Raw genomic sequence first — 22,700 nt, 5'->3', positions numbered from 1 at the left:
ACCAAGGAGAAACACACCCATGCGTAAACCTTTTGCTTTTGCTCTGATGCTGGCTGCTGCCATGGGCCTGGCCGCTTGCGATAAAGCGAGCGAAGACAAAGCCCAAGACGCACAGGAACACGCCGAGCAAGCCCAGGAAAAGATGGGCGAAGCTCAGGATAAAATGAACGACGCTGCCAAGGAAAACGCCGAAGCCGCCAAAGATCAGGCCGAAGCCGAGCAGAAGGCTGCCGAAGAAGCCGCACCGGCTACTCCGGCACCAGAAGCCGCGCCTGCTACTCCGGCCGAACCAGCCAAGCAGTAATTGGCTAAACCAAAAAAACCCGACGATGTCGGGTTTTTTTGTGCCTGCAACTTTTCGATTAAACGTTTCAGTTTCCGACTGCGGCACTTTCCTTGGCAGGCTCCGCCGATACACTTTCGGTCGGCGTGAACACCATCACATCCAGTACATCCGAATGGAACTCTCGACGGTACAGAATCTGCACTACCCCCACACTCATCGCCATGAACAACCACGGGCTGATGAACCAGCTCAACATGGCCATGCCGAAGTAATACGAACGCAGACCGAGGTTGAACTGGTTGGCGGCAAGTGACAGCACCCGTGCCGCCCGCGAGGCGAATGCCTTGCGCTCCAGCTCGTTGACCAGCCGCTCCCCGATCATGGGCGCCGACCCCACCAGCACTGCGGCAAAGTTGTATTGGCGCATGCACCAGCTGAACGTGAAAAAGGCGTAGACGAAGACCGTGGCCAGGCACAGCAGCTTGATCTCAGACATGCCTTGGGAAGTCTGCTGCACCAGCGGCAGGTCGGCCAGCAGCGACAGCGCCCGGTCGGAGGCACCGAGCACGGTAAGGATGCCGGCGAGGATGATCAGCGTGCTGGAAGCAAAGAACGACGCGTTGCGCTCAAGGTTGCCGATCACGCTGGCATCGGCAATGCGGTTGTCGCGTAGCAGCATGCGGCGCATCCAGTCCTCGCGGTACAGGTGCAACACACTGGCAAGGCACGCAGTGTCGCGGCCCTTCCAGATGGCATAGCGGGTATAGCCACCCCAGCACAGGGCGAACCAGGCGATGGCCAGCAGGTTGTTGAGGTTGCTTTGGATGAAGTTCATGCAGGGTTCCCAAAAGGGCCAGGTGCCTAGAGGATAGGGACCAGGTTTCGACGCTGGCAAGCGGCAAAAGACACAGCTGCACTGTGAAATATGCTTACACAGCTTTTGGGCTGACGCGGTCTGTGTAGGAGCGGCCTTGCGTCGCGATAGGGGTGCGCAGCGCCCCCAGGATTTCAGCTTCGCAGAATAGATTGCCGGGGCCGCTTTGCGGCCCTTTCGCGACGCAAGGCCGCTCCTACACAGGCTGCGCAAGGCAAAGAGGGTGGCACAAAAAAGCCCCGCATCCTTGGGGACACGGGGCTTTCGAGTCTAGACCTTTGGCGAGCACCCTTCGGCTTGTGGCCGGTGCCGCCCTCGGGCTTCGACTTGTCAGGTCAAGCCAGCGCTTCGCGCGGCTTGCCGAGCATGCGGTCGCAGGCCACGGCACCAACCAGGGTCACCACCGACGGCACCAGCCAGGCAAGGCCCTGGTCGCTCAACGGCAAGTGCGCCATGAAGTCCGGCAGCACGTGGGCGATGCTGCTGCCCTTGATTGCGTCGACCATGCCGAACAGCAGGGACACCAGCATTACCGGCGCCAAGATGCGGGCTGGCGAGTTCCACAGGTCTTTCACGAAACTCAGCCCGACCACCACGATGCAGGGTGGATAGATGGCGGTGAGCACCGGAATGGAGAACATGATCAGCTTGGTCAGGCCCAGGTTGGAGATCAACAGCGAGAAGCCCGCAAGGATCACCACCAGCGCACGGTATGACAGCGGCAGCACCTGGCTGAAGTACTCGGCGCAGGCGCAGGTCAGGCCGACCGCAGTCACCAGGCAAGCCAGCGCGATGAGGACGGCGAGGAAGCCGCTACCCAGCGAACCGAAGGTATGCTGCACATAGGCATGCAGTACCGCCGCACCGTTGGTAGCGTCAGCCGCGATATCGTGGCTGCCGGCACCCAGACGGAACAGGCTGATGTACACCAGCGCCAGGCCAACACCGGCGATCAGGCCGGCGATGATGGCATAGCGGGTGATCAGCTTCGGCGACTCGACACCGCGCGAGCGGATGGCGTTGACGATGACGATACCGAACACCAGGGCACCCAGGGTATCCATGGTCAGGTAGCCATCGGAGAAGCCTTTGGAGAACGCGGCAGCGGCATAGGCCGGCTGTGCCTCACCAATGGTGCCGGCGGGCAGCGCGAAGGCAGCGATGCCCAGCACGGCCAAGGCGATGATCTTCAACGGTGCCAGGAAGCGGCCGACGGTGTCGAGCAGCTTGCCCGGGTACATGGACACGGCCAGCACCACGGCGAAGTACACCAGGCTGTAGATGAACAGCGCCAACGGGCTTTCACCGGTCAGCGGCGCAACACCTACTTCGAACGACACGGTCGCCGTACGCGGGGTGGCGAACAGCGGGCCGACCGACAGGTAGCACACAGCCGCCAGCAGGCCGCCGAAGAACTTGCCGATCGGGCTGCTCAGTGCATCCATACCACCACCGACCTTGGCCAGGGCGACCACGGTGATGACCGGCAGGCCGACGGCAGTCACCAGGAAGCCCAGTGCTGCCATCCATACGTGCGGGCCAGACTGCAGACCGACGATAGGCGGGAAGATGATATTGCCCGCGCCAACGAAAAGCGCAAACGTCATAAAGCCAAGCGCCAGGATATCCTGGCCTTTGAGAACTTTCATTTAAGGTAGTACCACACTGCTGAAATCGGGATTCGAGAGGGGATTTCCCTTTGGATGAGGGGAAATGCTGCCCGGCTTGATAGGCCAGACCCGTTTAGCGTGTCGTTCCCTTTTGGGGTACGGGCACAGAGTGAACGCGTAATGTAACTGTTTTGTCAGTCAAACGCACTGGCACAGTGCTGCTTGTCCGATGTGCGTACATGTTTGTCGTCTGTGCGACCGAGGACAGTAGGAATTATCCTCGGATTGAAACATTGGTCTGCGTGAAAATTCCTATCAAACCTATCGAAAAATCTTTATTGCCTGCGAAGAGGCCGAAACAGGAAAACCCAGACCCATGAACGACAAAGGCCACCCGAAGGTGGCCTCTGTGCGCGTGGGGGGTGTAGCAGTATTACTTCTTGGCTTCCCAGCCAGTCAGCTCGGCCAGGGCCTTACCGATGTCAGCCAGCGAACGCACGGTCTTCACACCAGCGTCCTGCAGGGCGGCGAACTTCTCGTCCGCAGTGCCCTTGCCGCCGGAAATGATGGCGCCAGCGTGGCCCATGCGCTTGCCCGCAGGTGCAGTAACACCAGCGATATAGGAAACAACTGGCTTGGTCACGTGGGCCTTGATGTAGGCCGCGGCTTCTTCTTCAGCCGAACCGCCGATCTCACCGATCATGACGATCGCTTCGGTCTTCGGGTCTTCCTGGAACAGCTTCAGGATGTCGATGAAGTTGGAGCCCGGGATCGGGTCACCGCCGATGCCGACGCAGGTCGACTGGCCGAAGCCGGCGTCGGTGGTCTGCTTCACAGCTTCGTAGGTCAGGGTGCCGGAGCGCGAAACGATACCGACCTTGCCTGGCAGGTGGATGTGGCCTGGCATGATACCGATCTTGCACTCGCCCGGGGTGATGACACCTGGGCAGTTAGGGCCGATCAGGGTCACGCCCAGCTCGTCGCACTTGACCTTGGCATCCAGCATGTCCAGGGTAGGAATGCCTTCGGTGATGCAGACGATCAGCTTGATGCCGCCGAAGGCAGCTTCCAGGATCGAGTCTTTGCAGAACGGAGCCGGTACGTAGATGACCGAAGCGTCAGCGCCGGTAGCTTCCACGGCTTCCTTGACGGTGTTGAACACCGGCAGGCCCAGGTGGGTGGTGCCACCCTTGCCTGGGGTTACGCCGCCGACCATCTTGGTGCCGTAGGCGATGGCTTGTTCGGAGTGGAAAGTACCCTGCGAGCCGGTGAAGCCCTGGCAGATGACTTTGGTGTCTTTATTGATCAGGACGCTCATTACTTGCCCTCCGCAGCTTTGACAACTTGTTGAGCAGCGTCGGTCAGGCTGGTTGCCGCAATGATGTTCAAACCGCTTTCTGCCAGTACTTTAGCGCCCAGTTCGGCGTTGTTGCCTTCGAGGCGAACTACAACCGGAACTTTAACGCCGACTTCTTTCACTGCACCGATGATGCCTTCGGCAATCATGTCGCAACGAACGATGCCGCCGAAGATGTTGACCAGAACGGCCGCGACATTGCTGTCGGACAGAATGATCTTGAACGCTTCGGTAACGCGCTCTTTGGTAGCACCGCCGCCAACGTCGAGGAAGTTGGCTGGCTTGCCGCCATGCAGGTTGACGATATCCATGGTACCCATGGCCAGGCCGGCACCGTTGACCATGCAGCCGATGTTGCCTTCCAGGGCCACGTAGTTCAGCTCGAAGCTGGCAGCGTGGGCTTCACGAGGATCGTCCTGCGACGGGTCGTGGAAGGTTTTCAGCTTAGGCTGACGGTACATGGCGTTTGCGTCGATGTTGATCTTCGCATCCAGGCAGTGCAGGTCGCCGTCGGCCTTGATGACCAGCGGGTTGACTTCCAGCAGGGCCAGGTCGTGTTCTTTGAACAGCTTGGCCAGGCCTACGAAAATCTTGGCGAACTGTGCAACTTGCTTGCCTTCCAGACCCAGCTGGAATGCCAGTTCACGACCCTGGAACGGCTGAGCGCCGACCAGTGGATCGATAGTAGCCTTGATGATCTTCTCAGGAGTTTCGTGAGCGACTTTCTCGATGTCCACGCCACCTTCGGTGGAGGCCATGAACACGATACGGCGGCTCGAGCGATCGACTACAGCGCCCAGGTACAGCTCTTTGGCGATGTCAGTGCAGGATTCGACCAGGATCTTGGTCACTGGCTGACCGTTGGCGTCAGTCTGGTAGGTTACCAGGCGCTTGCCCAACCATTGCGCAGCGAACGCCTTGGCGTCTTCCTTGCTGCGAACCAGCTTGACGCCGCCCGCTTTACCGCGACCACCTGCGTGAACCTGGGCTTTTACAACCCACTCGGAACCGCCGATCTTGTCGCAAGCTTCTGCTGCAGCTTCAGGGGTATCGACTGCGAAACCCTTGGAAACTGGCAGGCCGTATTCAGCGAACAGCTGCTTACCCTGATACTCGTGAAGATTCATGCTTTTTACCGTCTTCGTTAGGTACTGCGCTTCGGCGCTGCGCCATTACTGGCGCCGCACCACCTGTGACCGTTGACCCCGGGTTTTCCCGTGTGATCCGGTCCGGCGGACGTTCCGCGGTGAGTCATGCACGCAAGACTCACGACGGGCTGCCCGCCGTGGTTTCTTATAATTAACGCTTCTTACGGTTGGCCACGTGAATGGCGCCGCCATTCACCGCCAGCGCTGCTTCATGCAACGCTTCGGACAGGGTTGGATGGCTGAAGACCATCATGCCCAGATCCTCGGCACTGGTGCCGAATTCCATTGCGATTGCACCCTGCTGAACCAGTTCGGCAGCGGATGGGCCAATCACGTGTACACCCAGAACGCGGTCGGTCTTGGCATCGGCGATGACCTTGACGAAACCACCGGTGTCGTTGGCTGCCATCGCACGGCCGCTGGCCGCGAACGGGAAGGTGCCTACGTTAACCTCAACACCCTCGGCCTTCAAGGACTGTTCGGTCTTGCCGACCCATGCAATTTCCGGGTGGGTGTAGATAACCGACGGGATCAGGTCATAGTTCATCTGGGCCTTGTGGCCCTTGATGCGCTCGACAACCATGATGCCCTCTTCCGAGGCCTTGTGGGCCAGCATCATGCCGCGTACCACGTCACCGATGGCGAACACGCCCGGAACGCTGGTGGCGCAGTGATCGTCGACGAAGATGTAGCCACGCTCGTCGATGGTCACGCCGCTGTCGGAAGCCAGCAGGTCGGTGGTGACAGGACGACGGCCGACCGCAACGATCAGCTTGTCGAAGGTGATCTTCTGCTCGCCTTCGGCGTTGGTGTAGGTCACTTCGACTTCGTTGCCGTTGACTTTCGAGCCGGTGACGCGAGCGCCCAGCTTGATGTCCAGGCCTTGCTTGGTCAGGGTCTTCTGGGCTTCTTTCGACACGGCAGTGTCGGCAGCCATCAGGAAGGTGTCCAGGGCTTCCAGGACGGTGACTTCAGCACCCAGGCGAGCCCATACCGAGCCCAGCTCCAGGCCGATCACGCCGGCACCGATAACGCCCAGGCGCTTCGGTACGGTCTGGAATTCCAGGGCGCCGGTGGAGTCGACGATGACGTTCTGGTCGACCGGAGCCGGCGGAATGTCGATCGGGCGCGAGCCGGAAGCCAGGATCACGTTGTCAGCTTCGATGACTTCGGTGGTGCCGTCAGCCTTGGTGACTTCGACTTTCTTGCCAGCCAGCAGCTTGCCGTGGCCCTGGATCGAAGTAACGCCGTTGGCCTTGAACAGGGTGGCAACGCCGCCGGTCAGGTTCTTGACGATGCCAGCCTTGCGGCCAACCATCGCAGCAACGTCCATCTTCACTTCGCCAGTGGAGATACCGTGGACGTTGAAGCTCTCTTTGGCTTCCTTGTACTTCCAGGAGCTGTCCAGCAGCGCCTTGGAAGGAATGCAACCTACGTTCAGGCAGGTGCCGCCCAGGGCCAGCTTGCCCTCGGCGTCAGTGTACTTCTCGATACAGGCAGTCTTCAGACCAAGTTGGGCAGCCTTGATGGCAGCAACATAGCCGCCAGGACCTGCACCAATCACCACTACGTCGAATTTCTGGGTCATAAAAGATTCCTTATCAGCAACTAGCTACAAGCCGCGAACCGCGCGGCATGGCTTCTCGCGAAGCCAGGGCCGGCACGGTACGCAGCCAGAGGGTTAGATGTCCAGCAGCAGGCGGGACGGATCTTCCAGCAGGTTCTTGATAGTGACCAGGAAGGTTACCGCTTCCTTGCCGTCGATCAGGCGGTGATCGTACGACAGCGCCAGGTACATCATCGGGCGAATCACGACTTGGCCATTGATGGCCATCGGGCGCTGGATGATGTTGTGCATGCCGAGAATGGCGGCCTGCGGCGGGTTGACGATCGGGGTCGACATCATCGAACCGAAGGTACCACCGTTGGTGATGGTGAAGGTGCCACCGGTCATCTCTTCGATGGACAGCTTGCCGTCACGGGCCTTCTTGCCGAAGGTAGCGATGCCGTTCTCGATTTCAGCCAGGCTCATCGACTCGGCGTTACGCAGCACCGGTACCACCAGGCCACGGTCGCTGGACACGGCAACGCCGACGTCGGCGAAGCCGTGGTAGACGATGTCGTTGCCGTCGATCGAGGCGTTGACTGCCGGGAAGCGTTTCAGGGCTTCGGTAGCTGCCTTGACGAAGAACGACATGAAGCCCAGGCGCACGCCATTGTGGGTCTTCTCGAACAGGTCCTTGTACTTCGAACGCAGGGCCATGACTTCGGTCATGTCCACTTCGTTGAAGGTGGTCAGCATCGCCATGTTGGACTGGGCTTCGACCAGACGCTCGGCGATCTTGGCACGCAGGCGGGTCATCGGCACACGCTTCTCGGTGCGGTCGCCAGCAGCGACGACAACCGGGGCAGCAGCGGCAGCGGCAGGCTTGGCAGCCGGGGCAGCGGCAGGTGCCGACTTCTTGTTGGCAACAGCAGCAACCACGTCTTCCTTGGTGACGCGACCGCCTTTACCGGTACCGGCAACGGTAGCCAGGTCGATGCCGTTTTCTTCAGCCAGCTTGCGCGCGGCCGGGGCAGCAACCGGGTCATCTTCGCCAGCATCGGCGGCAGCGGCAGCCGGAGCAGCAGCAGGCGCGGCTGCGGCGGCAGGCGCTGCGGCAGCACCACCTTCAACAATCGAACCCAGCAGTTCGTCGGACAGGACGGTGTCGCCCTCGCCCTTGACGATGTCGCCCAGCACGCCATCGGCGGTAGCCAGTACTTCCAGGACAACCTTGTCGGTCTCGATGTCGACGATCAGCTCGTCACGCTTGACGGCGTCGCCCGGCTTCTTGTGCCAGGTGGCAACGGTGCCATCGGCAACCGATTCCGGGAAGGTTGGGGCTTTGATCTCGATAGCCATTATCTGTGTTTCCTTAAATTCGGTTTCAGGTGCGCGAAGGCGTTAGACAGTGAAGGCGTCTTGCAGCAGTTTTTCCTGCTGTTCGGCGTGCTTCGAAGCGTAACCACAGGCTGGTGCGGCAGACGCGTCGCGACCGGCGTATTCCAGGACCAGTGCCTTGTTGTGGCGGCCCAGGATACGACGCATGTGGTGCTGGCTGCTGTACCAGGCGCCCTGGTTCATCGGCTCTTCCTGGCACCATACGGCATGCTTGAGGTTGCTGTATTGCGCCAGGATTTCGACCAGGTCGTCTTCCGGGAACGGGTACAGCTGCTCGAGACGCAGGATGGCGATGTCTTCGCGGCCTTCGGCACGGCGTTTTTCCAGCAGGTCGTAGTAGACCTTGCCGCTGCACAGCACCAGGCGCTCGACCTTGGCCGGATCGATTGCGTCGATTTCCGGGATCACGGTCTGGAACGAGCCTTCTGCCAGTTCTTCCAGGGTCGAGATGGCCAGCTTGTGGCGCAACAGCGACTTCGGCGTCAGGACTACCAGCGGCTTGCGCAGCGGGCGGATGACCTGGCGACGCAGCAGGTGGTAGATCTGTGCCGGAGTGGTCGGTACGCAGACCTGGATGTTGTGCTCGGCGCACAGCTGCAGGTAACGCTCCAGACGCGCGGAGGAGTGCTCCGGGCCCTGCCCTTCGTAACCGTGTGGCAGCAGCATGGTCAGACCGCACAGGCGGCCCCACTTGTGCTCACCGCTGGTGATGAACTGGTCGATCACCACTTGCGCACCGTTGGCGAAGTCGCCGAACTGGGCTTCCCAGATCACCAGCGCGTTCGGCGTGGTGGTGGAGTAGCCGTATTCGAAGGCCAGCACCGCTTCTTCCGACAGGAAGGAGTCGTACAGGTCGAAGCGCGGCTGGCCCGGGAACAGGTTCTGCAGCGGAATGTAGGTGCTGGCGTCCTTCTGGTTGTGCAACACCGCGTGACGGTGCGAGAAGGTGCCACGGCCGATGTCCTGGCCGGTCATGCGGATCGGGTGACCTTCGAACTGCAGGGTGGCGTAGGCCATGGTCTCTGCATAACCCCAGTTGATCGGCAAGCCACCGGCCTGCATCTTCTGGCGATCTTCGTAGATCTTCGAGACCTGACGCTGAACGACGAAGCCTTCTGGCAGTTCCAGCAGCTTGGCCGACAGGTCCTGCAGGGTCTTGAGGTCGAAGCGGGTGTCGTGACGCGCAGTCCAGGCGTGGCCCAGGTACGGACGCCAGTCGACGAACAGCTCGCGGTTCGGCTCCTTGACCAGGCTTTTCACAACGTGCAGGCCATTGTCCAGCGCGTTGCGGTACTCGTCGATCTTGGCCTGAGCGCGCTCGGCGTCGATACGACCGGCCTGGATCAGCGCCTCGGCATACAGCTCACGGGTAGTGCGCTGCTTGCTGATCTGCTGGTACATCAGCGGCTGGGTGCCGTTCGGTTCGTCAGCCTCGTTGTGGCCGCGACGGCGGTAGCAGACCAGGTCGATGACCACGTCACGCTTGAACTGCATGCGGTAATCGATGGCCAGCTGGGTGACGAACAGCACTGCTTCCGGGTCATCGCCGTTCACGTGCAGGATCGGCGCCTGGATCATCTTGGCAACGTCGGTGGCGTACTCGGTGGAGCGCGCGTCCAGCGGGTTGCTGATGGTGAAACCAACCTGGTTGTTGATCACGATGTGCACGGTACCGCCGGTCTTGAAACCGCGGGTCTGCGACATCTGGAAGGTTTCCATGACCACGCCCTGGCCGGCGAATGCTGCGTCGCCGTGGATCGAGATCGGCAGCACCTTGTCGCCGACGGTGTCGTTGCGACGGTCCTGACGGGCGCGCACCGAACCTTCAACCACTGGCGAGACGATTTCCAGGTGGGACGGGTTGAACGCCATGGCCAGGTGAACTTCGCCACCGGTGGTCATCACGTTCGAGGAGAAGCCCTGGTGATACTTCACGTCACCGGAGCCCAGCTCGTTCATCTTCTTGCCTTCGAACTCGTCGAACAGCTCGCGCGGGTTCTTGCCGAAGGTGTTCACCAGCACGTTCAGGCGGCCACGGTGGGCCATGCCGATCACGACTTCCTTGGTGCCGTAAGAGCCGGAACGCTGGATCATTTCATCCAGCATCGGGATCAGGCTCTCGCCGCCTTCAAGGCCGAAGCGCTTGGTGCCCGGGTACTTGGTGCCCAGGTACTTTTCCAGGCCCTCACCGGCGGTCACGCGCTCGAGCAGGTGAGCCTGCACGTCAGCGGAAAACTCCGGACGACCGCGCACGCTTTCCAGACGCTGCTGGAACCAGCTGCGCTGCTCGGAATCGACGATGTGGGTGAATTCGGCGCCAATGGTGCGACAATATGTCTTCTGGAGTGCATCGAAGATGTCGCGTAGGCTCGCCTCCTCTTTGCCGATGAACAGGTCGCCGGCACGGAAGGTCGTATCAAGATCGGCATTGGTCAAGCCGTAGTGATTGATCGACAGGTCTACGGGCGCTGGACGCTGCCACAACCCCAACGGGTCAAGCTTGGCAGCCTGATGGCCGCGCATACGATAGGCCTGGATCAGTCGCAGAACTTCAACCTGCTTCTTCTCGTGTTCACTGCTCACGCTCCCGGCGGATACCGGTTGGGCGCGGCGCTGGTTCTTTGCCAGCAGTACGAAATGGTCGCGGATTGTCGAGTGCGATACATCAGTAGCGGTGCTGCCGTCGGCTGGCAACTTCTGGAAGTAAGTGCGCCACTCTTCTGGCACAGCGTTAGGGTCGTGCAGGTAGAGCTCGTAGAGCTCTTCCACATATGCAGCGTTACCACCTGAAAGGTGGGCGCTATCCCACATGCGCTGCATCACGCTTTCTTGCATGCTTGGTCACCCTCGATTAGGGGACTGATCGGCGAGAGCCACAGCAAACCTGGAAAAGTCCGAATAAAGCGACTGAACCACGCCACTTGGATCCTGCTGATTTTCCGGGTACCAGCCCGGAAAGCCCCTGCTGGTCTCATATCTTCATAGGTATGAACGCGGGCTTTGTGGGCCCTTGTTCGGGTTTTACCTCAGTGCGGGCTCAGCACCCGCACCTCGGCTTACTGCAGTTACAACACTTTGTATCAGGTGCCGCTTTGCAGCAGCATGTTACGTACGTGACCGATTGCCTTGGTCGGGTTCAGACCTTTCGGGCAAACGTTTACGCAGTTCATGATCCCGCGGCAGCGGAATACGCTGAACGGGTCATCCAGGGACGCCAGGCGCTCCTGAGTCTTGGTGTCACGGCTGTCGGCCAGGAAGCGGTAGGCCTGCAGCAGTGCGGCGGGGCCCAGGAACTTGTCCGGGTTCCACCAGAACGACGGGCAGGAAGTCGAGCAGCAAGCGCACAGGATGCACTCGTACAGACCGTCCAGCTTGTCACGTTCTTCAGGCGACTGCAGACGCTCGATGGCCGGGGCCGGCGTGTCGTTCTGCAGGAATGGTTTCACCTTCTCGTACTGCTTGTAGAAGATGCTCATGTCGACGACCAGGTCACGAATGACCGGCAGGCCCGGCAGCGGGCGCAGAACCAGCTTGTTGCCCTTGACCACGCCCGACAGCGGGGTGATGCAGGCCAAGCCGTTCTTGCCGTTCATGTTCATGCCATCGGAACCGCACACGCCTTCACGGCAGGAGCGACGGTACGAGAAACCCTCGTCCTTTTCCTTGATCAGCGCCAATACATCGAGAACCATCAGGTCCTTGCCGCCGGTATCGACGTCGAACGACTCCATCTTGGGCGCCGAGTCGGTGTCGGGGTTGTAACGATAAACTTCGACTTTCAACATAGCAGCCACCCTTAGTAAGTCCGGATTTTTGGCTCGAAGGCCGGAACGGTCTTCGGCGCAAAGTTGACGCCGCGCTTGGCAACGCGCTTCTCACCCGGGTAGTACAGGGTGTGGCACAGCCAGTTTTCGTCGTCACGGTCTTCGAAGTCTTCACGGGCGTGAGCGCCGCGGGACTCTTTACGGGCTTCGGCCGCGATGGCGGTAGCTTCGGCGACTTCCAGCAGGTTCTGCAGCTCCAGCGCTTCGATACGCGCGGTGTTGAAGGCCTGGGACTTGTCGTTGATCTTGACGTTGGCGATGCGGTCACGCAGGCCAGCCAGTTGCTCGATACCCTTGAGCATGTACTCGCCGGTACGGAATACACCGAAGTAGTTCTGCATGCAGCTCTGCAGCTCGCGCTTGAGGCTGGCAACGTCTTCGCCAGTGGAGCGCTCGTTGAGTTTGTTCAGGCGGTTCAGGGCAACTTCGATGTCGGTGTCGCTGGCGTCGAGGTGCTCGATGCCGTCGCTCAGCGCCTTCTCCAGGTGCAGGCCGGCAGCACGGCCGAACACCACCAGGTCGAGCAGCGAGTTGCCGCCCAGACGGTTGGCACCGTGAACCGATACGCACGCCACCTCACCTACGGCGAACAGGCCAGGGATGATGTGATCCTTGCCTTCTTCGTCCATGGTGATGGCCTGGCCATGAATGTTGGTGGCAACGCCGCCCATCATGTAGTGGCAGGTCGGAACGACCGGCACCGGCGCGACGACCGGGTCGACGTGGGCGAAGGTCTTGGACAGTTCGCAGATACCTGGCAGGCGGCTGTGCAGCACTTCCTCGCCCAGGTGATCCAGCTTCAGCAGTACGTGGTCCTTGTTCGGGCCCACGCCGTTGCCGGCGATGATTTCCTTGACCATGGAACGGGCAACCACGTCGCGGCCGGCCAGGTCTTTCGCGTTCGGCGCGTAACGCTCCATGAAGCGCTCGCCGTGGGCGTTGATCAGGTAACCACCTTCACCGCGGCAACCCTCGGTGACCAGTACACCGGCGCCGGCGATGCCGGTCGGGTGGAACTGCCACATCTCGATGTCCTGCACCGGAACACCGGCACGCAGGGCCATGCCGATACCGTCGCCGGTATTGATCAGGGCGTTGGTGGTGGAGGCATAGATACGGCCCGCACCGCCAGTGGCCAGAACGGTGGCCTTGGACTTGATGTACATGGTTTCGCCGGTTTCGATGCAGATCGCGATCACACCGACAAAGGCGCCTTCCTGGTTCTTCACCAGATCAACGGCATAGTACTCGTTGAGGAAGGTGGTACCGGCCTTCAGGTTGCCCTGGTACAGGGTGTGCAGCAGCGCGTGTCCGGTACGGTCGGAAGCGGCACAGGTACGGGCGGCCTGGCCACCTTTACCGAAGTCCTTGGACTGGCCACCGAACGGACGCTGGTAGATACGACCGGTTTCGGTACGCGAGAACGGCAGGCCCATGTGATCCAGCTCGAAGACCGCAGCCGGGCCTTCCTGACACATGTATTCGATAGCGTCCTGGTCACCGATGTAGTCGGAACCTTTGACGGTATCGTACATGTGCCAGCGCCAGTCGTCGTTCGGGTCAGCCGAAGCGATGGCGCAGGTGATGCCGCCCTGGGCGGATACAGTGTGCGAGCGGGTCGGGAAGACCTTGGTGACTACGGCAGTCTTGTGGCCGCCTTGAGCCAGTTGCAGCGCAGCACGCATGCCGGCGCCGCCGCCACCGATGATGATGGCGTCGAAGGAAATGGTTGGAATGCTAGCCATGGATCAGATACCCCAGAGAATCTGCACACCCCAGACGAAGTAAGCGAACATCGCAACGCCGCATACCGCCTGGAACAGGAAACGAATCGCAGTTGCCGACTTGCCGAACGACATAGGCGTCAGGTAGTCGGTTGCAATGGTCCACATGCCGACCCAGGCGTGAGCGCCCAGGGCAACGAGGGCCAGCAGACTGAAGATCCGCATCGCGTTGTTGGAGAACAGACCATGCCACTGGGTGTAGTCGATGCCTGGGTGGGCGATCACGTAGCCGATCAGGAAGAGGAAGTAAGCCGCGAGAACGACCGCAGAAACGCGCTGCGCCATCCAGTCATAGAGGCCCGAACGCGACAGGTTCGTGACATTGGTTACCATACCCAAACTCCCACCAGAACGATCAGCACCACGGAGATGACGATCACGATTTTCGAGCCCAGCTTGCCGCCTTCCAGCGTCTCACCGATGCCCATGTCCATGATCAGGTGACGAACACCTGCCACGAGGTGATAAAGCAGGGCAGACAGCAGGCCCCAGGTCACGAATTTGGCCAGCGGGCTGGTCAGACACGCCTTCACCTCACCGAAGCCTTCCTCGGAACCCAGCGACTTGCCCAGTGCATAAAGCATGATGGCAAGGCCGATGAACAGGATGACGCCGGAGATACGGTGCAGAATGGACGTGTACGCAGTGACAGGGAGCTTGATGGTCCTTAGGTCTAGGTTTACAGGTCGTTGGCTTTTCACGGCTTTTTTCACACTGAAGAGCCCCTAGCGAATCAGGGCAAAGTTGTTGGTAAGTGTACTGGTCAGGTACCCACCACCCAGGGAACGGCGACCCCCAGCAGTTCGGGCTTGCAAGCCCCTGGCGGTCGGGTGCCGAGTATAGACAGTTAGGCTGCTTATGACAACGTGACGGGGTAGCCCAAATAGCGCATTGCCTTTAACGAACAAAAGGCGTAAATGGGCGAGAATTTCGGGAAAAATCAGGCTTGAAAGCCTGATTCAACAAGCCTTTAGGCAAATTGACATCTGAATTTATCCCTCTATAGTGGTGCGGGCCCTGCGTGGGGGGTCTGTCTGATGATTTCTAGCATTAATAGGAGGCCACATGGCTGACAAAAAAGCGCAGTTGGTCATCGAGGGCGCTGCCCCCGTCGAGCTGCCCATTTTAACCGGCACCGTTGGTCCTGATGTAATCGACGTCCGCGGGTTGGGGGCCACTGGTCACTTCACCTTCGACCCTGGTTTCATGGCGACTGCCTCGTGCGAGTCGAAGATCACCTACATTGACGGCGACAAAGGTATCCTGCTGCACCGCGGCTACCCGATCGAGCAACTCGCCGAACAATCCGACTACCTCGAAACCTGCTACCTGCTGCTCAACGGCGAACTGCCGAATGCCGAGCAGAAGGCGCAGTTCGTCAGCACCGTAAAGAACCACACCATGGTTCACGAGCAGCTGAAGTCCTTCTTCAACGGCTTCCGCCGCGACGCTCACCCGATGGCGGTGATGTGCGGCGTGGTCGGCGCCCTGTCGGCGTTCTATCACGACTCCCTGGACATCAATAACCCGCAACACCGCGAAATTTCCGCGGTGCGCCTGGTCGCCAAGATGCCGACCCTGGCGGCGATGGTTTACAAGTACTCCATGGGCCAGCCGATGATGTACCCGCGCAACGACCTGTCGTACGCGGAAAACTTCCTGCACATGATGTTCAACACCCCGTGCGAGATCAAACCGATCAGCCCGGTGCTGGCCAAGGCAATGGACCGGATCTTCATCCTCCACGCCGACCACGAGCAGAACGCCTCCACCTCCACCGTCCGCCTGGCCGGCTCGTCGGGTGCCAACCCGTTCGCCTGTATCGCCGCCGGCATCGCCGCACTGTGGGGCCCGGCCCACGGCGGTGCGAACGAAGCCGTCCTGACCATGCTCGATGAAATCGGCGATGTCTCGAACATCGACACCTTCATCGCCAAGGCCAAGGACAAGAACGACCCGTTCAAGCTGATGGGCTTCGGTCACCGCGTGTACAAGAACCGCGACCCGCGCGCCACCGTGATGAAGCAGACCTGCGACGAAGTCCTGCGCGAGCTGGGCATCAAGAACGACCCGCAGCTGGAACTGGCCATGCGCCTCGAAGAGATCGCCCTGACCGATCCGTACTTCATCGAGCGCTCGCTGTACCCGAACGTCGACTTCTACTCGGGGATCATCCTCAAGGCGATCGGCATTCCGACCAGCATGTTCACCGTGATCTTCGCCCTGGCACGTACCGTGGGCTGGATCTCGCACTGGAAAGAAATGCTCTCCAGCCCTTACAAGATCGGCCGTCCGCGCCAGCTGTACACCGGCGAGCAAAAACGCGACATCACTGCACTGAAAGACCGCAAGTAAGCTTTTTAGCCGAACGCAAGAAGGCTGCCCTCGGGCAGCCTTTCTTATTCCAGGTCCTGGTGGTCGCAGTTCGCCCCTTGTGGGAGCACCGCGTTAATCCTCAGTTCTTCTCAGCCCGCTCTCGCAAGCCTTTCAGGGTATTGAACGGCGCATCCACCACGAACTTGTTGGCCACCATCGCCGGCACGCTACCACCCGGCTCGGTGTGCACCTGGTAGGTCACTTCCGTGCTGTCGCCCTTGGGCACCAGCTTCCAGAACCCCTCAACCTTGGATACCCGCACAAAGCCCTTCTCTTCCGGCAGATAGGTCGGCTCTTCCTTCAGGTTACGCACCAGGCTGCCGTCCGCTCCCTTGACAGTGGTCACGTGCAGAATCGAATCTCGCGGCGTTACCGGCCATGGCGTATTGAACTGGGTGTAGGTCCAGCTCTGGTCACCGTCATGCTTGAGCAGCTTCTGCGACTTGCACTCGTGAATCCATGCGCAGGCCCCGACCACGTCTTCCTGCAACGCCTGCACCTTGGCCAGCGGCGCCTTGATCACGGTGACACCCTGATAAGCCTTGTACTTGGAGCCTGCCACTTCGCTGAGGGAAACCTTGATCCCCTCCTCGTCCTTGGCCACCTGCCAGTTTTCGGCCCAGGCCGCAGGCGACAGCAGAACACCCACGCCACACAGCAGTGCAATACGCTTGAACGATCTCATCATGTTTATCCTTGTTGTCGAAGATCCAGCCTGTCACGCCGCCGTCATCTGCTCCCACCAGCCAAGAATCCTGATTGCCTCGTCACGGTCACTGCCGCACACCTCGACATCTGCCTTGAAGCCGCCACATACCGCCGGCCGCTCGGGCTTGCCGAACAGGTCGCAGAGGTTGGCAGCCGTCAGGTGCAGGCAGCGCTCGCCAGCCGGCTTGCCATTGGGCATGCGCGGCATCGCAGAAGTGATGGACGGGGCGATGCAGCAGGCACCACAGCCCTCACGGCAATTCATGGTTATTCACCAAAATCAGGACTCCCTGGAACAAAACGGGACGAACGTCCCTGGATAGTAACCGCTCAAACAGGCGTTTGAAATTACTGGCACGATGAAATTTGCCGTGACCCGGCAGTCAGTTCCCGGTTACTGGCGATACTCGAAATCGATGGCTGCCCCTTCCACGTCATGACGGCTGTCATTACGCAACTGCAGCTGCATTTCGTTATTGATCAACCGGCCGTTGAGCTGGAACGGGCTGTCGCTGGTTTCCGGCTTTTCGGTAAACATGGGCGGCAGCAAAGGTTTGCGCCGCTGGATGGGCGACGGGGTACCCACATTCGGCTCCAGATTGTTGACCATGTCGACTGGCAGGCTGAGGTCCAGCTTTGCCTTGGGCAATGGTTTGGCAACCGCTTTGCTGACCGGCTTGTGCGCCTTGGCCTTGCTGCTGGTCTTTTTCACCACCTGCTTCGGCGCAGGCTTGGCTGCCGCCTTTTTTTGCACGTGCTTGCCCTGGCTCGCCTGCGCCTGGCCTGCCGGCTGCGCAGCCGAGGCAGGACTGCCCAGGTAACAGAGCGGTGCAAGACACAAGATCAGGGCAAAACGGCGCAAAGCATTCATGGCAAATGGACAGACTGGCAAGAAAGGTGCGTATGCTCCATGTTCCACAGGCGGCTGGCAAGCCTTACAAAAGTGTGAGTGCAGGCTCCCTGCACAACTGCTGAGCCAGCAAACCCAGCGTAATCACTGCCCGCTCGGCCTCTTTGTTCCACGGGATGCCGCAATTGAGACGGATGCAATGGTTGAACTGTTCGGTGTTACTGAAGATCAGCCCCGGCGCAATGCTGATGCCCTGCTCCAGCGCCCGCACATGCAACTCCTGGGTATTGACCCGCCCCGGCAAGCTGATCCAGAGGATGAACCCGCCCGTTGGCCGGGTCATCTGGGTGCCCTCGGGGAAGTGCTGCTGCACCGCCAACTGGTAGGCGCTGAGGTTCTTGCGATACTCCTGGCGGATGTAGCGCAGGTGCCGGTCGTAACCGCCATTTTCCAGATAGGCCGCCACCCCCATCTGCGTCACGCTACAGGCCGAATGGGTGGTGAAGGTCTGCAGGCGCTGAATCTCGTCCTGATAGCGCCCGGCGATCATCCAGCCTACGCGCACACCAGGGGACAGGGTTTTGGAAAAGCTTGAGCAGTAGATCACCCGGTCCAGCCGGTCGAATGCCTTCAGCGCCTTGGTCTTGCCTTGCTCGAACATCAACTCGCCATAGATGTCGTCCTCGATGATCTGAATATCGAAGTCCGAGGCCAGGCGCAACAATTGCTTTTGCCGCTCTTCAGGGACCGTGCCACCCAGCGGATTGCTCAGGCGCGCCGTCAGTACCAGGGCCTTGATTGACCACTGGTTGGCCGCCAGTTGCAAGGCTTCAAGGCTGATCCCGGTGGACGGGTCGCTGGGGATTTCGATCACTTTCAGGCCCAGCAAATCGGCCAGTTGCAGCAACCCGTAATAGGTCGGCGACTCGGCAGCGATCAGGTCGCCCGGGCGGGTCAACACGCGCAGGGACATTTGCAGGGCATCGACGCAGCCATGGGTCACGATCACTTCACGCGGGTCGACCAGCACGCCGGCATCGCGCATGCGAATGGCGATCTGCCGGCGCAGCGGCTCGAAACCGGGGCTGAACATGTAGCTGAAGGCGCGCGGGCTGTGAAAGCGGGTGACCTTGGCAATTTGCTGATGCAGGGCACGCACTGGCAGGTAGTCGACATGCGGCACCGCGGCGCCGAACGGGAACACGCCATCACGGCGCGCCTCGGTCAGCACTTGCTGGATGATGCTGGCACGAGTGACCAGGCCCGGGCGCTCCACCCGGGCAATGTCCGGGGTTTGCGCGGTCAAGGCCGGCGTCTGGTGCACGTAGTAGCCCGATTGTGGCCGCGCGCGGATCAGCCCTTGGTCTTCAAGGTTGGCATAAGCCTGCAGCACCGTGGCATGGCTGACATTGAGCTGGGCACTCATCTTGCGCACGGAGGGTACCCGCTCGCCTGGCTGGTAGACACCGCGACGGATGTCATCGGCCAGTTGCTGGGCGATACGCTGGTACAGCAGCAGGTTGGTCATGGCGGCGGCTCGTTGTTCTTGTACGGCTCAGTGACGGTAGAGGATACCGTAACAGTTGCAAAGTGTACTGGGACAGAATGCAACATAGTCGACAATACAATAGCGTGACAGCTATCGAAACGACTAAGCCGACAAAAAGCGGGGCCGCATTGCGGCCCTTTCGCGGCACAAGGCCGCTCCTACAGGTTCTGCACATGCCCTGGGCTTGACACTACCCCTGTGGGAGCGGCTTTAGCCGCGAACACCGGCAAAGCCGGTGCCATGCTCCGCACGCCAGCGATCAGCGCGCAGGCGCGAGTTTGCCCTTGTCGTCGGAGAAGACGATCTCCACCCGGCGGTTCTGCGCCCTGCCCCGTTCAGAGGCATTCGCCTCGATCGGGTACTGGTCGCCGTAACCCTCTACCTGCAGGCGTTTTTCGTCGATACCAAGATCCACCAACATGTCGGCCACCGCCTGCGCGCGGTCGCGAGACAGTTTCAGGTTGTCTTCGGCTGCGCCAGTGCTGTCGGTATAACCCTCGATACGCACCACCCGCCGCGGGTTGAGCTGAAGGAACTGCACCAGCTTGAGCACGGTACGGCTGGCCGAATTCTTCAGGTCGGCACGGCCAGTATCAAAAAGCACGTCACCCAGGGTCATCACCAGGCCACGGTCGGTCTGCTCCGAAGCCAGTGCAGCGATCTGCGACTCGACCCACTTGCCCTGCTGCTGCACGCTGGCCAGCTTGGCCTCGCGCAAAGCCAGCTGCAGGCGCTGGCGCTCGAGGTCAAGCTTGGCCTGGCGCTCCTGGCTCAACGCCAGCTTGGCATGCTCACTGGCAATCTCGCTGTAGCGCTGGCTCAGGTAAGCGTAATGACGCACATCAGAACCGGTGCCGATATAGCTGGACAGGCGCTCGGCACGGGCCAGCGACTCGCCCGCGCGGATCACGTCACGCGGTGCACTGCGCAGCACATCGGAATCATCCTTGACCTTGGCGAAGGTGGCACTGGCTTCATCCAGCGCAGCAGAGCTGCGCTGGCTGGCACAACCTTGCAAGCCCGCTGCCAGCGCCAGCAACGCCAGCGCGGCCAATGGTGTACGGCGCATCATGGCTGCACCTCCAGTTGCTTGCGCAAGCGCTTGACCCGCGACTGCAGCAGTTGCAGCTGCTCTTCGCTTTTCTGGTTCAGCACCTGGGCCTCGGCCAGGCGGGCATCAAGCTCTGCCTGCTCGGCGCGCATGCGCGCATCACGGTAGTCCTGGGTCAGCATGTTGGCCTTGGCCCGGGCCAGCTTGTCTTCAGCCATCTGCAGCGTTTCGACCTGCTCGGTGGCACCTACGGCCTTGGCCTGCTCCAGTGCCTGTTCGGAAATGCGCATCTGCTCGTCAGGGGCCGGATCGTTGGCGCAGCCAGCCAGGCCGAGCACGGCCAAGGCAAGGATTAGTGGTTGGGTTCTCACGCAATCTTCCTAGTGTTTGGGGGCGTCCGCCGGCACCTGCAGCTGCGCTTTCCAGCGCTCGACATTACGTTGCAGGACGGCTTCGGACGCACCGGAGATCGGCAATTCTGTCAGTTTTTTTGCGAGTTGCCCACGCAACCAGCTGTCATTGCATGCCGAGTTGTGCGAAAGCACCAGGTACAGGCCTGGCCGATCCACCGGCAGGCCGCGGGCGATCAGGTCATTGCTCATACCCAGGCTCTGGGCCATGGCCATGCCCGAATAGCGGCCGGCGAGCACATAGTCCACCTGGCCAAGCACCAGTTTCTGGAACGCCTGGGTCAGGTTCTGCGCCGGCACCAGCTTCAACTGGGCCTTGGCGAACGCGGTAAAGGCCGGGGTCAGGCGCGCGCGCTCGGACAAGCTGCCCTGGTATTGGGCCAGGTCCGCCGGGCCATCGAAGGTCAGCGTGGCATCGTGGCGTGTCCACACCAGGTATTCGTTGAGCTGAAGGGGTGGGTGGATGTAGTCCAGCGCGGTCAGTTGTTCCACCTGCATCGGCGTATCGAGCAGCAGGTCCATACGCCCGCTGCGCACTTCCTCCAGGGCCTGGTCGCGACGACCTGCATTGAGCACCTCCACCTTCACCCCCAGCTCGCCAGCCACCTGGCGCAGCAGGTCGACGTTGGCGCCGATCAGGCGTTTCGGGTCTTTCGGGTCCTGCCACGAATAGGGCGGTGCATCAGGGCTGCCGGTTGCCACCAGGCGCTCGCACTTGCCTGCTGCCATGGCCAGTGGCGACACCAACGCCGCCATGCATGCCAGCACCCTGCCCGTTCCGCGCAACGTCATCCCTCACTCCTCAACCCATAAAAAAACCCGACCCTCAATGCGAGGGCCGGGTTCTTTATAAGTGAAGCAGGCGGATCAGACCAGCTTTTCCAGCTCCGGAACCGCTTCGAACAGGTCGGCGACCAGGCCGTAGTCGGCTACCTGGAAGATCGGCGCTTCTTCGTCCTTGTTGATCGCAACGATCACTTTGGAGTCTTTCATGCCGGCCAGGTGCTGGATCGCGCCGGAGATACCGACGGCGATGTACAGCTGTGGCGCAACGATCTTGCCGGTCTGGCCGACCTGCATGTCGTTCGGCACGAAGCCTGCGTCGACTGCGGCGCGCGAAGCGCCGACGGCAGCGCCGAGCTTGTCGGCCAGGCTGTACAGGTGCTTGAAGTTGTCACCGTTGCCCATGCCGCGGCCGCCGGAAACGACGATCTTGGCGGCGGTCAGCTCTGGGCGGTCGGACTTGGCCAGCTCTTCACCGACAAAGGCCGAGATACCGGCGTTGTGCGCGGCACTCACCGCTTCAACAGCCGCCGAGCCACCTTCGGCAGCGACTGGGTCGAAGCCGGTGGTACGCACGGTGATGACCTTGATCGAAGCGCTCGATTGCACGGTGGCAATGGCGTTACCGGCATAGATCGGGCGCTTGAAGGTGTCGGCGGACTCGACCGAGATGATTTCGGAGATCTGGTCCACGTCCAGCAGCGCGGCAACGCGCGGCAGGATGTTCTTGCCATTGGTGGTAGCCGGGGCCAGCACGTGGCTGTAACCCTTGGCCAGCTCGACGATCAGCGGCGCGACGTTTTCCGGCAAGGCGTGGGCGTAGGCGGCGTTATCGGCAACCAGGACCTTGGCCACACCCGCGATCTTGGCAGCGGATTCAGCAACGCCGCCGACGTTCTGGCCAGCGACCAGCACGTGCACATCACCACCGATCTTGGCGGCTGCGGCGACAGTGTTCAGGGTGGACGGGGCTACTGCACCGTTCTCGTATTCAGCGACAACCAGGATAGTCATTTAGATTACCTTCGCTTCGTTCTTCAGCTTCTCGACCAGTTCGGCCACCGACTTGACCTTGATGCCAGCGCTGCGGGCAGCCGGCGCTTCGACTTTCAGGGTCTTGTTGGTGGAGGCGAGGGAAACGCCCAG

General features: G+C 60.9%; 21 protein-coding genes and 1 pseudogene. 2 read left to right on the top strand and 20 right to left on the bottom strand.

All coding sequences use genetic code 11. The features are described 5' to 3' along the window. Positions 1–19 precede the first annotated feature (19 nt). On the top strand, positions 20–304 hold the full coding sequence (locus ABI582_RS24075) for a hypothetical protein (protein ID WP_019472034.1): 285 nt from the start codon (positions 20–22) through the stop codon (positions 302–304). 67 nt (positions 305–371) lie between these two features. On the opposite strand, the gene ABI582_RS24070 is transcribed toward ABI582_RS24075, so the two are convergent. From ABI582_RS24070 to sdhC, 11 genes are all read right to left on the bottom strand, one after another. Next, on the bottom strand, positions 372–1,121 hold the full coding sequence (locus ABI582_RS24070) for a DUF599 domain-containing protein (protein WP_442120501.1): 750 nt from the start codon (positions 1,119–1,121) through the stop codon (positions 372–374). Positions 1,122–1,495: 374 nt separating this feature from the next. Further along, a complete protein-coding gene (brnQ, locus tag ABI582_RS24065) occupies positions 1,496–2,809 on the bottom strand; it encodes a branched-chain amino acid transport system II carrier protein (protein ID WP_019472036.1) in 1,314 nt (437 codons plus the stop codon). Positions 2,810–3,203: 394 nt separating this feature from the next. Then, positions 3,204–4,088, bottom strand: coding sequence for a succinate--CoA ligase subunit alpha (gene sucD / locus ABI582_RS24060; protein WP_003254203.1), 885 nt, complete (start codon positions 4,086–4,088; stop codon positions 3,204–3,206). Next, entirely contained in the window at positions 4,088–5,254 is a 1,167-nt protein-coding gene (gene sucC, locus ABI582_RS24055) for an ADP-forming succinate--CoA ligase subunit beta (protein WP_008091914.1), read from the bottom strand. The genes sucD and sucC overlap by 1 nt, the downstream gene beginning before the upstream one ends. Before the next feature lie 172 nt (positions 5,255–5,426). Continuing rightward, entirely contained in the window at positions 5,427–6,863 is a 1,437-nt protein-coding gene (lpdA, locus tag ABI582_RS24050) for a dihydrolipoyl dehydrogenase (RefSeq protein WP_019472037.1), read from the bottom strand. Positions 6,864–6,956: 93 nt separating this feature from the next. After that, a complete protein-coding gene (odhB, locus tag ABI582_RS24045) occupies positions 6,957–8,180 on the bottom strand; it encodes a 2-oxoglutarate dehydrogenase complex dihydrolipoyllysine-residue succinyltransferase (protein ID WP_442120500.1) in 1,224 nt (407 codons plus the stop codon). A gap of 42 nt (positions 8,181–8,222) precedes the next feature. Continuing rightward, positions 8,223–11,054, bottom strand: a complete 2,832-nt coding sequence (locus ABI582_RS24040) for a 2-oxoglutarate dehydrogenase E1 component (RefSeq protein WP_016498693.1) — start codon at positions 11,052–11,054, stop codon at positions 8,223–8,225. A 245-nt stretch (positions 11,055–11,299) separates the two neighbouring features. Then, on the bottom strand, positions 11,300–12,004 hold the full coding sequence (locus ABI582_RS24035; protein WP_008091906.1) for a succinate dehydrogenase iron-sulfur subunit: 705 nt from the start codon (positions 12,002–12,004) through the stop codon (positions 11,300–11,302). A gap of 11 nt (positions 12,005–12,015) precedes the next feature. Then, positions 12,016–13,788 (bottom strand): succinate dehydrogenase flavoprotein subunit, encoded by a 1,773-nt coding sequence (gene sdhA / locus ABI582_RS24030; RefSeq protein ID WP_016488281.1) that lies wholly within the window; start codon positions 13,786–13,788, stop codon positions 12,016–12,018. A 3-nt stretch (positions 13,789–13,791) separates the two neighbouring features. Beyond that, a complete protein-coding gene (gene sdhD / locus ABI582_RS24025; RefSeq protein ID WP_016498691.1) occupies positions 13,792–14,160 on the bottom strand; it encodes a succinate dehydrogenase, hydrophobic membrane anchor protein in 369 nt (122 codons plus the stop codon). Beyond that, positions 14,154–14,540, bottom strand: coding sequence for a succinate dehydrogenase, cytochrome b556 subunit (gene sdhC / locus ABI582_RS24020; protein WP_008091902.1), 387 nt, complete (start codon positions 14,538–14,540; stop codon positions 14,154–14,156). Before sdhC ends, sdhD begins: the two co-directional genes overlap by 7 nt. A 352-nt stretch (positions 14,541–14,892) precedes the next feature. Here sdhC and gltA point away from each other — a divergent pair, with 352 nt between their 5' ends. Further along, a complete protein-coding gene (gene gltA / locus ABI582_RS24015; RefSeq protein ID WP_016488282.1) occupies positions 14,893–16,182 on the top strand; it encodes a citrate synthase in 1,290 nt (429 codons plus the stop codon). A 100-nt stretch (positions 16,183–16,282) separates the two neighbouring features. Here the strand turns inward: gltA and ABI582_RS24010 are convergent, their stop codons facing one another. The 9 genes and pseudogenes from ABI582_RS24010 to ABI582_RS23970 all read right to left on the bottom strand — a co-directional run. Next, positions 16,283–16,888 (bottom strand): START domain-containing protein, encoded by a 606-nt coding sequence (locus ABI582_RS24010; RefSeq protein WP_442120553.1) that lies wholly within the window; start codon positions 16,886–16,888, stop codon positions 16,283–16,285. A gap of 33 nt (positions 16,889–16,921) precedes the next feature. Further along, a complete protein-coding gene (locus ABI582_RS24005; RefSeq protein WP_009684718.1) occupies positions 16,922–17,176 on the bottom strand; it encodes a YkgJ family cysteine cluster protein in 255 nt (84 codons plus the stop codon). 129 nt (positions 17,177–17,305) lie between these two features. Then, on the bottom strand, positions 17,306–17,782 hold the full coding sequence (locus tag ABI582_RS24000) for a hypothetical protein (RefSeq protein ID WP_338744689.1): 477 nt from the start codon (positions 17,780–17,782) through the stop codon (positions 17,306–17,308). A gap of 64 nt (positions 17,783–17,846) precedes the next feature. Then, positions 17,847–19,289 (bottom strand): aminotransferase-like domain-containing protein, encoded by a 1,443-nt coding sequence (locus ABI582_RS23995; RefSeq protein WP_016498688.1) that lies wholly within the window; start codon positions 19,287–19,289, stop codon positions 17,847–17,849. A 280-nt stretch (positions 19,290–19,569) separates the two neighbouring features. Then, on the bottom strand, positions 19,570–20,382 hold the full coding sequence (locus ABI582_RS23990; protein ID WP_338744690.1) for an OmpA family protein: 813 nt from the start codon (positions 20,380–20,382) through the stop codon (positions 19,570–19,572). Continuing rightward, positions 20,379–20,732, bottom strand: a complete 354-nt coding sequence (locus tag ABI582_RS23985) for a DUF4398 domain-containing protein (protein ID WP_258653422.1) — start codon at positions 20,730–20,732, stop codon at positions 20,379–20,381. The genes ABI582_RS23990 and ABI582_RS23985 overlap by 4 nt, the downstream gene beginning before the upstream one ends. A 9-nt stretch (positions 20,733–20,741) precedes the next feature. Further along, entirely contained in the window at positions 20,742–21,563 is an 822-nt protein-coding gene (locus tag ABI582_RS23980) for a substrate-binding periplasmic protein (protein ID WP_442120499.1), read from the bottom strand. A 75-nt stretch (positions 21,564–21,638) separates the two neighbouring features. Then, complete coding sequence (locus tag ABI582_RS23975) at positions 21,639–22,568, bottom strand: electron transfer flavoprotein subunit alpha/FixB family protein (RefSeq protein WP_063424508.1); 930 nt, start codon at positions 22,566–22,568, stop codon at positions 21,639–21,641. Beyond that, positions 22,569–22,700: pseudogene (locus ABI582_RS23970) on the bottom strand (electron transfer flavoprotein subunit beta/FixA family protein); the annotation flags it as partial.

Origin of the sequence: Pseudomonas sp. SAS7 (genome assembly GCF_052112345.1) — a bacterium.
Taxonomy (GTDB): Bacteria; Pseudomonadota; Gammaproteobacteria; order Pseudomonadales; family Pseudomonadaceae; genus Aquipseudomonas; species Aquipseudomonas putida_Q.
This window is presented reverse-complemented; position numbering and strand designations above follow the sequence as displayed.